11 protein-coding genes are annotated in these 12,119 nt (G+C 42.1%); 9 read left to right on the top strand and 2 right to left on the bottom strand.

Features of this window, described 5'->3' with window-relative positions; translation table 11 throughout:
* Positions 1 to 76: 76 nt before the first annotated feature.
* The 8 genes from ACIQXN_RS03675 (at position 77) to ACIQXN_RS03710 (ending at position 8,875) form a co-directional block, all read left to right on the top strand.
* Positions 77 to 1,459, top strand: coding sequence for an MFS transporter (locus ACIQXN_RS03675; protein ID WP_402961912.1), 1,383 nt, complete (start codon positions 77 to 79; stop codon positions 1,457 to 1,459).
* Positions 1,460 to 1,626: 167 nt separating this feature from the next.
* Positions 1,627 to 2,625, top strand: a complete 999-nt coding sequence (locus tag ACIQXN_RS03680) for a LacI family DNA-binding transcriptional regulator (protein WP_402961914.1) — start codon at positions 1,627 to 1,629, stop codon at positions 2,623 to 2,625.
* 107 nt (positions 2,626 to 2,732) lie between these two features.
* A complete protein-coding gene (locus ACIQXN_RS03685; protein WP_402961917.1) occupies positions 2,733 to 4,202 on the top strand; it encodes a tagaturonate reductase in 1,470 nt (489 codons plus the stop codon).
* Positions 4,203 to 4,216: 14 nt separating this feature from the next.
* Entirely contained in the window at positions 4,217 to 5,710 is a 1,494-nt protein-coding gene (locus tag ACIQXN_RS03690) for a UxaA family hydrolase (protein WP_402963303.1), read from the top strand.
* 28 nt (positions 5,711 to 5,738) lie between these two features.
* On the top strand, positions 5,739 to 6,392 hold the full coding sequence (locus tag ACIQXN_RS03695) for a bifunctional 4-hydroxy-2-oxoglutarate aldolase/2-dehydro-3-deoxy-phosphogluconate aldolase (protein WP_402961919.1): 654 nt from the start codon (positions 5,739 to 5,741) through the stop codon (positions 6,390 to 6,392).
* On the top strand, positions 6,379 to 7,362 hold the full coding sequence (locus tag ACIQXN_RS03700; RefSeq protein WP_402961922.1) for a sugar kinase: 984 nt from the start codon (positions 6,379 to 6,381) through the stop codon (positions 7,360 to 7,362). Before ACIQXN_RS03695 ends, ACIQXN_RS03700 begins: the two co-directional genes overlap by 14 nt.
* Before the next feature lie 284 nt (positions 7,363 to 7,646).
* The gene (locus ACIQXN_RS03705; protein WP_402961924.1) at positions 7,647 to 8,402 is read left to right on the top strand and encodes a threonine/serine exporter family protein; all 756 of its coding nucleotides are present in this window, start codon (positions 7,647 to 7,649) and stop codon (positions 8,400 to 8,402) included.
* Between the two features lie 20 nt (positions 8,403 to 8,422).
* Complete coding sequence (locus tag ACIQXN_RS03710) at positions 8,423 to 8,875, top strand: threonine/serine exporter family protein (RefSeq protein WP_402961927.1); 453 nt, start codon at positions 8,423 to 8,425, stop codon at positions 8,873 to 8,875.
* Between the two features lie 39 nt (positions 8,876 to 8,914).
* Here the strand turns inward: ACIQXN_RS03710 and ACIQXN_RS03715 are convergent, their stop codons facing one another.
* Both ACIQXN_RS03715 and ACIQXN_RS03720 read right to left on the bottom strand, forming a co-directional pair.
* Positions 8,915 to 10,450 (bottom strand): solute symporter family protein, encoded by a 1,536-nt coding sequence (locus ACIQXN_RS03715; protein WP_402961929.1) that lies wholly within the window; start codon positions 10,448 to 10,450, stop codon positions 8,915 to 8,917.
* A gap of 6 nt (positions 10,451 to 10,456) precedes the next feature.
* Entirely contained in the window at positions 10,457 to 10,801 is a 345-nt protein-coding gene (locus ACIQXN_RS03720) for a DUF485 domain-containing protein (protein WP_402961932.1), read from the bottom strand.
* 636 nt (positions 10,802 to 11,437) lie between these two features.
* On the opposite strand from ACIQXN_RS03720, the gene ACIQXN_RS03725 reads away from it, so the two are divergent.
* A complete protein-coding gene (locus ACIQXN_RS03725) occupies positions 11,438 to 12,109 on the top strand; it encodes a response regulator transcription factor (RefSeq protein ID WP_402963306.1) in 672 nt (223 codons plus the stop codon).
* The last annotated feature ends 10 nt before the right edge of the window (positions 12,110 to 12,119 follow it).

Below are 12,119 nucleotides of genomic sequence, written 5' to 3' on the forward strand. Positions count from 1 at the left end.
CCTTAGGAAAAATTAATCGATATAAGTATAGCAAAATATCATGCCGGAACAAACTATAGATTGTTAGGAGGATCATATGAGTACAGTTCTTGCTCCAGAAGTCACGGTGAAGACGGAAGAAAAAATTGAAAAACTGACTTTAAAAGAAAAAATTTCTTATGGGTTCGGTGACTTTGGAAACGGTTTCATGTTTGACTTAGGTCAGCTCTACTTGCTTAAATTCCTTACGGACGTCGCTGGTATCCCGGCAGCGGCGGCAGGTACCATCTTTTTAGTAAGCAAGTTATTTGCAGCCATTATGGATCCCATTGTAGGTTCCTCCATCGATTATCGTAAAAATATCGGGAAGCGGGGAAAGTTCAGGCCTTACTTACTCATTGGAAGTCTTGCGTTAGCCATATTTACCGTTCTTCTGTTTATTTCTCCTGAAGTATCAACGACAGGGAAACTCATATATGCATATGGTCTCTATATGATTTGGGGAATCGCATATTCCTTCACCAATATTCCTTATGGATCACTAGGGGCGGCCATGACACAGGATGCAGAAGATCGGACATCACTTGCTACTTACAGACAAATAGGCTCTTTGGGAGCGTTATTAATCACGAGTGTCATCGTAATGCCAATCATTGTAAAATTTGAAAATCCCAAAGTCGGATACCCGGTGGTAATGGGAATCATGTGTATTGTCGGGATTATTGGGTTCTATATTTGTTACCGCAATACAAAGGAAAGAGTGGTAGTTAATGAAGCACCACAAGAGAAACTTTCCTTCATGTCCATCATTAGGACATTTGCAACAAATAAGCCCTTATTAACGCTTGTGCTCATGACAATATTCTCGATCTCGGCTTATAATATCAAATCGGCTTTACTGATTTATTTCGCACAATATAATTTAGGAAATGTAACATTAGTAGCGAATATGAGTTTTGTCATCATCGGGTCTTCATTTTTAGGAGTTATCATGATGCCGAAACTTGTCAAAAAATTCGGTAAAAAACATACGGCTATGATTGGGTTCGGAATTTGTATTGCTGCTGACTTAATTAATTTCCTTATTCCGACTAACATCTATTCATTTACGATTCTATCTGCGATAGCTTTCATCGGTATCAGTATTCCAAACGGCATTACCTGGGCTCTGGTCTCGGATATCATTGATTATGGGGAATGGGTTTCTGGGGAACGGAAAGAAGCCACGACCTATTCTTTATTCAATTTTTCCAGAAAGCTTGCTCAATCCTTGGCTGGATTCCTGTCTGGCCTTGGGCTAAGTTTGATAGGGTATGTACCAAATGTTGCCCAAACAGCCGGAACCTTGCTTGGAATTAAGGGCTTGCTGACTCTATATCCCGCTGTAGCTTTAACGATTGCCATGCTTGTCATTGGTATCATGTATAAGTTAACAGATGATAAACATGCAGAAATCATTCAAGAACTTAAAACAAGGTAATAGGGAAATGCATGAGAAGGGGTTATCTTGGTAATGAATATGACCAGGCTGATTTCTCCCTTCGATTACATGTTTATCCATGGAAGGAGGATTTGCAGCCTGGCAATGCCTGATAAACATGGTATGCTACTAGGTAAGTATACTTTGTGATTTAAAGGATGATTGGAATGGTAACGATAAAAGATATAGCTAAATTGGCAAATGTATCTCATACGACCGTATCACGGGCCTTAAATAATAGTCCGTTGATTAAGGAGGATACAAGAAAAAAAATAATCGATCTTGCCTCTCAGCTAAATTACACTCCGAATTATAATGCAAAAAGTCTAGTCTTGAAAAAATCGCATACAATAGGACTATTCTTTACGAGCATTTCCAATGGTACATCGCCTAGCTTTTTTACAGATACCATCAGGGGAGTCAACAGTGTCATCAATGAAGAATTTAACCTCTTTGTACGCGGTATAGATGATTATGAGGATTTCTCAGCCATAAACAGTGGTAGGTTCGATGGCATCATTTTAATGAGCCAAAGTGATGTGGATAATACCTTTATCTATCATGTACTACAGAAGAATATACCGATTGTCGTATTGAACCGACAAGTTGACGAAAAGAAACTGATTAACATTTTATCCAATGATACAGAGGGTTCTTACCAAGCGATAGAACATCTGATTCAAAACGGGCACCGGGATATCGCAATCATTGAAGGGATAGAAGGATTCAAGTCGACGAAAAAGCGTAAAGAAGGTTTTGTAAAGGCGATGATTGATCATCAACTTCCCATTCAAAGCGATTATGTCGTCCAAGGAAATTATGATATGCACAGCGGGTATAAAGCGATGGAAAAATTGCTTGATAATAAGAAGCCACCAACAGCTGTATTTTGTTCGAATGATGATATGGCCATCGGTGCCATGAATGCTGTTTTTGCTTCAGGCCTAAAGATTCCTGATGATGTATCCATCATTGGTTTCGATGATATAGGGTTTGCTCAATATACGACTCCTCGATTGACAACAGTCAAAAGACCAATCGAGCAGATTAGTGTAAAAGGCGCCATACACCTCCTATCGTTAATCGAGAAACCGGGGCAGCATGGTGAGCGGATTTTCGTAAATACTGAATTAATGGTGCGGAATTCCGTGAAGGAATTGACATGATAAATAGGCCCGTTTATTGTTAATTTAATATCAATAGATGGGCTGGTCACAATGTTCATTTTTTTACTTAAAAATGTTCACGTGTGCATTATTAGGAGGGGAAAATGATGGAAAGATTAAATAAGCAAATCAGCGGGGAGTGCCCCCTTTACCCAGAAAAGATTCTCCAATTCGGGGAAGGCAATTTCTTACGGGCATTCGTGGATTGGCAAATAGACGTATTAAATAAAGAAACGAACTTTAATGGGAGCGTGGTAGTGGTCCAACCTAGAGGATCTGAAAAAATTGCCCGGTTAAACGAGCAGGATGGATTATTCACTCTATATCTGCAAGGGATGAAGGACGGTGCTGCCGTAAATGAGCATATGGTCGTCGAATCGATTAGTAGAGGCATTCACTTAGTTGATGAATATGATCAATATGTGAAGTTGGCGGGAAGCGACCAGCTTCGTTTCATTATTTCTAATACAACAGAAGCTGGCATTTATTTTGAGGCGACTGATAAGTTGGAGGACCGTCCGCAAAAGAGTTTTCCTGGTAGATTGACCGCCTTCTTGTACCATCGCTTCAAGGCATTCAATGGAAATGTTCGAAAAGGGTGTGTGATCATTCCTTGTGAATTAATTGAAGAAAATGGAGCAAGGCTTAAAGAAATCGTTCTGCAATTCGCTAATTCATGGAATCTTGGAGATGATTTCGTCGCGTGGATTCATAGAGCCAATACTTTCTGTAACAGTTTGGTAGATCGTATTGTTCCAGGTTTTCCTAAAGATTCGATTGACGAAATGACAAAGGAACTGGGATATCGAGACGAGCTATTGGTGGTAGGTGAGCAATATCATCAATGGGTGATTGAGGGGCCACAATGGATCAAAGAGGAATTCCCTATCGACAAAGCAGGGTTAAATGCATTCATTGTCGATGATTTAACACCTTACCGAATCCAAAAAGTGCGTATCCTGAACGGTTCCCACACAGCAATGACACCTGTTGCGTATTTATCAGGTTTGGATACTGTGGCAGATGCTGTAAATGACAAGGCTACCGGTTCCTTCATTCAAAAGCTGATTTTTGAGGAAATCATGCCCACACTGGAGATGCCAGAGGAAGAGTTGAAGGCATTTGCCGAAGATGTGCTGAACCGGTTCAAAAATCCTTTTATGAAGCATTACTTAATGAGCATAAGTTTGAATTCGACATCTAAATTTAGGGCGAGGAATGTACCGACACTCCTTGATTATGTGGAGAGGAAAGCCTGCTTGCCACATCGGATGGTCTTTTCATTGAGCGCACTACTGAGTTTTTATAAAGGAAAAAGAGGAAAAGAGGTCATTCCGTTAGAAGACGACCCAATGGTCCTTGAATGGTTTGAGGCCTCTTGGAAATCCGTCGCCAATGAAACGATGAAAGTGGAACAACTCGTACAAAGGACGCTCGGTAAACAAGAAATCTGGGGAATGGACTTGAATGAAGTGGTGGGATTGACGGATTTAGTGACGGAATATTTAAAACAAATTGAACAATCGGGGATGGAAACCGCACTTGAAACAGTGATGAAAGAACAGTCTGTAAAATAAGGAGGGACTTCATGATGAAGGATATTTTACAAATTCACGAATATGACAATATCGCACTCGCATTAAGAAAACTGTCGAAAGGTGAATGCTTCAACGTAAGAGGAGCTGAAATCGTAATAAAACAAGATATTGAGAGGGGCCATAAAGTGGCCATTGAAGCTCTACAAACGGATGATCATGTTATTAAATATGGTTTCCCAATCGGACACGTAGTGCAGACGGTTGAACCCGGTGAGTGGGTACACACACACAATACTAGAACGAATCTATCAGGCACACAGGAATATCGTTATGAACGGAAGCTTGTCGAGAACCCTTTTGAAAATGAACAGTTAACCTTCAAAGGGTTCAAGAGGGAAAATGGTACGGTTGGCATCAGAAACGAGCTTTGGATCGTACCGACGGTCGGCTGTGTGAATGGCATAGCGGAGAAGATCATTAAAAGATTTGAAAAAGAAATCGGAGATATTGCCCCATTTGATAACACGCTTGTCTTTAAACATAATTATGGTTGTTCCCAATTGGGGGATGATCATGAAAATACCAAGCAAATTCTTCTCAATGCCGTGAATCATCCCAATGCAGGTGGGGTCCTGGTATTAGGCTTAGGATGCGAGAATAATGAAATGGCCGAGTTCAAAAAAGCATTAAGCAATATAGACGATAATCGAATTAAGTTCCTTGTCTCTCAAGATGTCACGGATGAGATAGAAGCTGGGGTGAGATTGGTTAAGGAAATTCATGAATATGCAGTGAACGATAAGCGAGAAGATGTACCATTATCCGAATTGAAAATTGGCTTGAAATGCGGGGGATCGGATGGTTTCTCAGGTATTACGGCCAATCCCTTGTTAGGGAGATTTTCAGATTTCCTTATCGCCCAGGGAGGGACGACGGTTTTAACGGAAGTTCCTGAGATGTTCGGGGCGGAAACCATCTTAATGGAGCGCGCTCAAAATGAAGAAGTCTTTCATAAGACGGTAGCATTGATCAATGATTTTAAAGAGTATTTCTTGAAGTTCGAACAGCCAGTCTATGAAAACCCTTCCCCAGGAAATAAAGCTGGTGGGATTACAACGCTAGAGGATAAGTCACTGGGTTGCACACAAAAAGCAGGTTCATCCCCAGTTGTCGATGTTCTGAAATATGGCGAAGTGTTGAAAACGAAAGGTTTGAATCTATTAAGTGCTCCGGGGAACGATTTAATAGCCTCCTCGGCCCTTGCAGCGGCAGGATGCCAAATGGTTTTATTCACTACAGGAAGAGGAACCCCGTTTGGGACATTCGTACCGACCATGAAGGTGTCTACCAATACCGCAATTTTCGAAGGTAAGCCTCATTGGATTGACTTCAATGCAGGTACTTTATTGGAAGATGATGTATCACCTGATGTTGTCCTACGTAGCTTCATCGACTATATCATTCAAGTAGCTAATGGAGAATATGTAAATAATGAAAAAAATGATTTCAGGGAGCTTGCTATTTTCAAAACAGGGGTAACCCTTTAATTTACCTAAAATATGGAGGTTTTTAACTATGGGTAGTGAACTTTTAACTAGTTTAGCAGAAGCGAAGATCATCGCCATCATTCGGGGAATTCCAGTTGGTACGGGAAGAGAGACTGCCAGGGCTTTGTCAGAAGGAGGGATATCCTTTCTTGAAATCACTTTGAATACAGAAGGCGCACTCGAAATGATCACAGATTTAAAGGAAAGTTTCGGAGATAAGCTTCGAATTGGCGCCGGAACGGTCCTGGACGTCAAGATGGCTGAAAAAGCCGTGGATGCCGGAGCGGAATATATTATTTCTCCCAATCTGGATGAAGGTGTATTAGCTTATGGGCGTGAAAAAGGGGTTGTCGTTTGGCCTGGCACCATGACACCATCCGAGATGGTACGCGCCCACCAACTGGGTGCTGAAGCGGTCAAGGTTTTCCCTATCGGTTCATTGGGCGTGAAATATATAAAAGATGTCCGGGCACCTTTATCTCATATTCCGATGGTGGCAACAGGTGGGATCAATCAAGAAAATATCCAGGAAGTATTAAGATATGGCGTAACTGCAGTAGGACTAGGCGGTAATTTGGTCGATAATGCCCTGATTAAAAAAGGCGAATTCAAGAAAATCACGGAAATAGCCAGGCGATATGTTCAATTGGCCGAAGAGGTGAATATGCATGTCACCAAATAACGTGGATGTCGTGACGGTTGGTGAAAGTTTAGTATTGTTCCAGTCTTTAACGAATCGGCCTTTGCAGTATGAAACAAGCTTGATGAAGTCGCTGGGTGGAGCAGAATCCAATGTTGCAATAGTATTGAAACGATTGGGTAAAAAAACAAGGTGGATTAGCCGGGTGGGTGAAGATCCACATGGTGATTATGTACTTGCTACATTGGCAGGCGAAGGGGTGGACGTCTCACAAGTTATTCGGGATAAAGAGGCACCGACGGCCATATACTTCAAAGACTTTAAAGGGTACGGAGACCCTTCTGTTTACTACTACCGCCATAATTCAGCAGCGAGCAGATTGCATCCTGACGACATACAAGAAGAGTGGTTGCAAGGAGCCAAGCATCTGCATGTGACAGGCATAACACCTGCACTCGGGGAATCACCAGAAGAGACGGTTCGACAGTTGATGGCTTTGGCTAGGGAAAAGGGAATGACCATCTCATTTGATCCCAATCTGCGCAGAAAGCTGTGGGGTGAGGAGCAAGCAAGAAGGGTCCTCCTTTCACTTATCCCACTTTGTGATATTTTCCTGCCTGGGCTGGATGAAGCCGAGTTTTTATTAGGTAAGCTCCCTACAGAGGAGTATGGGAAGCGATTCATTGAAATGGGTGCCAATTTCGTTGTATTAAAGCTTGGGGAAAAAGGGGCGATTGCTTTTTCACGGAGTCAAAGCATTCAAGTGAGTCCGTACAAAGTGGACCAGGTTGTGGATACGGTGGGGGCTGGTGATGCGTTTGCAGCGGGCTTCATATCCTCGTTCCTCGATAGTGGGGACTTCCTCGGTTCTGAAGCTTCATTAAAGCAAGGCTTGCAAAGGGCTAATGTTTTGGGTGCCTTGGCTACGCAGTTTAAAGGAGATTGGGAAGGTACCCCCACTATGGATGAAGTGAATAACTTATTAAAAGGGGAACAAAGCCTAACTAGATGATAGAACAAAAGATGCGGTGCTTACACTGCATCTTTTTTGATGAGAAGAAAAGGCTAAGAACAGATTATGGATGATTTTTCATTTAAAATAAGCTTTAAGCGTACGTCTGTTCATGCACTATAAGAGGGATGGTAAATATATAATCCGTTTGAATAAGCGCCGCATATGAATGGGTTTTCCTATCCTTTTTTCGAAAATTAGGCTATCATGGAATGAATTTAAATGGGTTAGTTTTTACTGATGAAGCAGACATTTCCTATATAGGAAGTAATGGAGAGGATACAATGAATAATCAGTTTCATACCAATGAAATTATAGATGTATGTTTGCTTGCAGGGAAAATTATGCTCCAAAACGGTGCGGAAACATCTAGGGTGGAAGATACGATGGTTAGGATAGCCGCTGCTTTTGGTTGTGATGAGTCACATAGCTTTTCAACACCAACGGGAATTATCTTTTCCTTGGACGGAGAACACCCTGCATCTAAGTTAATCAGGGTTTCCCAAAGGTCCACTGATTTACACAAGGTAACGCTAGTGAACAGCATTTCCCGGAGCATTTCAAGTCGGGAAATGACCCCTCAGGAAGCCTTTACCCGTTTGAAGCAAATAGAAAAAGCCGGCATGGGGTATTCGGTAGGTGTCCAGATTTTTGCGGCATTCATTTCTAGCGGTTGTTTTTTAATTATGTTTCAGGGACATTGGAATGATTTTATCTGGTCGTGTATAGCTGGAGGGTTAGGATTTTCTTGTCTGCTTTATTTACATTGGTTATTGGAAGTTCGATTTTTTGCCGAATTTATCGCATCGTTAGTGGTGGGAATGGTAGCGATGCTATTTGTCCAATTCGGGTGGGGCGGTCAGCTTGATAAGATAATTATTGGCGCAGTGATGCCACTTGTGCCGGGGTTGTTAATTACAAATGCGGCTAGGGATTTGATTGCGGGGCACTTAGTTTCGGGACTGTCCAAAGGGGCAGACGCAGGGTTGACCGCCTTGGCCATTGGTACCGGGATAGCGGTCGCCTTCGTTTTCCTATGATGAAGGAGGAGGTATAAAGAATGATTGCACAGTTAATTACAAGTTTTATTGCCTCTGCCGCCTTTGGAATCATTTTCAATGTGCCAAAAAATTCACTGATACAATGTGGGACCGTAGGGATGGTAGGATGGTTTCTTTATTATTATCTGGTCGAGAATGAAGTGAATAGCATTGCTGCAACCTTGGCGGCAGCATTCCTCGTAGCCGTTATTAGCCAATATTTTGCGAAGAGGTATAAAACACCGATCACAATCTTTAATGTGTCTGGAATCATCCCGCTCGTGCCTGGGGGGCTATCTTATGATGCGATGAAGCATTTCGTGGAAAACGATTTCAATATGGCATTCCAGTTGGCAGCAAAAGCATTTATGCTAGCGGGAGCGATTGCCATGGGTTTGATCTTTGCTGAAGTCATGAATCAGTTAGTGACTAAATACAATATTAGAAAAATGAAGAAGCTAAAAAAGATATAACAGAAAAAGAGGGGGATCAATATCCTCCTCTTTTTCTGTTTATATGGAATCTTTCATACCTGTGTTGGCTTTGACCAATATTTCATCATATTTCTTGGCATCTGCTTTTTTACTGGAGAGCAAGGTACCTAAGATTGCTGCGATAAAACCAATCGGGATGGAGATGATTCCTGGATTTCCAAGAGGGAAGATCGGATTCCCGACAAATATGGCAGTCCCGTCCGGAGACCAGACATTCGGGCTTAAGAATACGAGTAACAGGGAGCTGATTAGGCCAACAAGCATGCCTGTGATCGCCCCGGCTGTGTTAAACCGTTTCCAAAATACCGTGAAGAGAATGATGGGCAGATTGGCGCTAGCAGCAACGGCAAAAGCAAGTGATACAAGGAAAGCGACATTCATATTTTGCGCAAATAGAGCAAGGATGATGGAAAGAATGGATACACCGATTGATGCCCAACGAGCGGCAACGACTTGCTCTTTATCAGTGGCTTCCCCTTTGCGAAGGATATGGCCATAAAAGTCATGGGCAAAAGCAGAGGCCGCGGAAAGGACCAGTCCAGCTACAACGGCTAAGATGGTAGCAAAGGCAACGGCCGAGACAAAGGCAAACAGGAAGTCACCGCCAATGGCTTCAGCAAGTAAAGGAGCCGCCATATTGCCAGCTGCGTTAGCGCCAATGATTTTGTCATAGCCTACGAAAGCTGCAGCCCCAAAGCCAAGGAAAATGGTCATGATATAGAAAATCCCGATGATCCATGTTGCATATACCACGGACTTTCGTGCGGTGATGGCATCTTTAACCGTAAAGAATCGAATGAGGATATGAGGTAGTCCTGCTGTTCCGAGTACAAGAGCCAGGTTGAGTGATAAAGTGTCCAATGGATCTTTAAACTTGTTGCCAGGGTTTAGGAAATCGCCGCCAAGAGGGGTGGCTGTTTTCATTTGCCTGAACATTTCCAACACGCTGAAGTCGAATTTTGCCAGGACAATAATGGAGATGATGAAGGTACCGGCCATCAACAAAACGGCTTTGACGATTTGCACCCAGCTGGTTGCCGTCATTCCTCCAAAGACGACGTATACCGTCATTAAAATCCCAACAATGATAACGGAGTATAAATAATCGATTCCAAGTAATAATTTTATGAGGGCGCCTGCACCAACAAGTTGGGCAATCATATAAAAGGTCGAAATGGAGATCGTATTCAAAGCAGCTACACCACGCACCTTCTTTTCATTGAAGCGTGCAGCGATCATGTCAGCAAGGGTGTATTTCCCAAGATTACGAAGTGGCTCGGCTACAATATAGAGTACGACGAGGTAAGCGACTAGAAAACCGATGCTATAGAAGAATCCATCGAATCCAGAGAGTGCGACCATCCCCGCAATTCCCAAAAATGAAGCAGCGGACATATAGTCCCCGGCTATAGCCCAGCCATTTTGCCACCCAGTCAGACTACTATCTGCCGTATAGAAGTCAGCAGTCGTTTTGGTACGGCGTGAGGCAAAGAAGGTGATGACTAACGTTAGTCCAACTATAAGAAGAAATAATGTAAAAGCGAGTACATTCATCCTTTATCACCCTCTTCCTTTCACTTCATTTATGATCTTTTCAACGAGTATATCGAAAGTTGCCGCCTTTTTGGAATAAAGCACGCAAAGGGTCCAGGTCATGATGAATTGTGCGAAGGCAAGAACCCAGGCCCAACTGATAGCACCGAAAGCATATGAATTGAGCAAGGTAGAATAGGAAGTGAGAACGGGTAATGAGAAATAAAAGACCATGAAAAAGATGGACAGTGGAACGATGAATTTACGTTTTTTTCTAAGGAGCTCTTGGAATGATGGAGATTGGACAATTTCGGTGTAATTTCTGGAAGCGCTTTCTTTTTGGTCTTTTGCCACTGATTCGTTGGATGGCAATGTGGTTCCCCCTTTATAAATCAAGATTTTTTACCAAGAAGATCCGATAACACTCTCAGTATATATTTATTAGAATATTTTGTAAATTTAATTTTTAAAAAACCCCTTTTTTTTATTCGACATAGTATTTAGCGATGAAAAGAGGCCAGAATTAGTTTTGATTTATAAAAATCAAGAACTATCATTAAGGAAAAATTAAGCTTCTTTCGCGATAATGATCTAATGATTGAAATCATAAAGGGGAAAAACCGTGATGGAAGAGGATAACGGTAATGTTCTTGCCAAGACAATGACTTCAAAAGTTGAAATATGATGGGAAGGGCAAATCAGCGGTTCTGGTTCGGTCGCTGCCACATAGAGAGGACCTTCGTTCTTCTGATACCGATGAAGTGTTCTTTCTGGGCAAGTTGAGAGCGTTGGTTATTGTCGAAACTCCTCATGTTTATCGGTTTTGTTTTTGGTGTGTTTCCTGCCAATAAGACGACTACTTAAACACGACACAGGCATATAGACACGAAAAAAGAACTTCTCATCATAAGAAAGTATACTAGGGGAATTCATCTTTCTTTTGTATATAAAAAAGGATAAAATTACAAAATATATCAGAAAAAAAGCACGTGGGGAGGGACCCTTTTGATGAAGGTCTTAGTGGTAGAAGACAACCTTTCACTATTAGAATCGATCAGGCAAATATTAGAGGATGAATATGAAGTCGATACCGCTGATAATGGAGAAGAGGGCCTTTTTTTAGCTCAGCAAAGTATATACGATATCATACTTTTGGATGTAATGCTTCCGGGTATGGATGGATTCGAGATCATCCGCCAAATGAGGAGCGCTAAAATTGATACATGTGTCTTATTCTTAACCGCAAAAGATTCCCTGGAGGACCGTGTAAAGGGCTTGGAACTTGGAGGGGACGATTATTTGGTGAAGCCCTTTCAAGCAGCCGAACTAAAGGCGAGGATACGGGCCCTTCTGCGCAGGAGTGGAATTATTTCACTTGAGCAGGGCTTGAAATATCGAGGAATCGACTTATTGGAGAGGGAAAAAGATATTCTAGTAGACGGCGAGCCGGTAAAGTTAACGTTGAAACAATATGAGCTGCTCGAATATTTGATTCAAAATAAAGGAAAGATTTTAACCCGTGAACAGATTTTTGATCGGATTTGGGGGTTCGACTCCGATACGACGATTGCCATCGTTGAAGTGTTTGTGCACCATTTAAGAAAGAAACTAGAACCCTTTCAATACCATAAGGATATCCAGACTGTCCGGGGGATTGGCTATATGTTAAAACAACCGTAAGGGAGAATCG

Origin of the sequence: Peribacillus sp. NPDC097295, from assembly GCF_044761665.1 — a bacterium.
Taxonomy (GTDB): Bacteria; Bacillota; Bacilli; order Bacillales; family DSM-1321; genus Peribacillus.

Bases quoted from the DNA above. Each gene is read 5' to 3' on its own strand.
- ACIQXN_RS03725 (WP_402963306.1), top strand. From the start codon at position 11,438: ATGAAGGTCTTAGTGGTAGAAGACAACCTTTCACTATTAGAATCGATC.
- ACIQXN_RS03695 (WP_402961919.1), top strand. From the start codon at position 5,739: ATGGGTAGTGAACTTTTAACTAGTTTAGCAGAAGCGAAGATCATCGCC.
- ACIQXN_RS03705 (WP_402961924.1), top strand. From the start codon at position 7,647: ATGAATAATCAGTTTCATACCAATGAAATTATAGATGTATGTTTGCTT.
- ACIQXN_RS03715 (WP_402961929.1), bottom strand. From the start codon at position 10,450: ATGAATGTACTCGCTTTTACATTATTTCTTCTTATAGTTGGACTAACG.
- ACIQXN_RS03700 (WP_402961922.1), top strand. From the start codon at position 6,379: ATGTCACCAAATAACGTGGATGTCGTGACGGTTGGTGAAAGTTTAGTA.
- ACIQXN_RS03710 (WP_402961927.1), top strand. From the start codon at position 8,423: ATGATTGCACAGTTAATTACAAGTTTTATTGCCTCTGCCGCCTTTGGA.
- ACIQXN_RS03690 (WP_402963303.1), top strand. From the start codon at position 4,217: ATGAAGGATATTTTACAAATTCACGAATATGACAATATCGCACTCGCA.
- ACIQXN_RS03680 (WP_402961914.1), top strand. From the start codon at position 1,627: ATGGTAACGATAAAAGATATAGCTAAATTGGCAAATGTATCTCATACG.
- ACIQXN_RS03675 (WP_402961912.1), top strand. From the start codon at position 77: ATGAGTACAGTTCTTGCTCCAGAAGTCACGGTGAAGACGGAAGAAAAA.
- ACIQXN_RS03685 (WP_402961917.1), top strand. From the start codon at position 2,733: ATGGAAAGATTAAATAAGCAAATCAGCGGGGAGTGCCCCCTTTACCCA.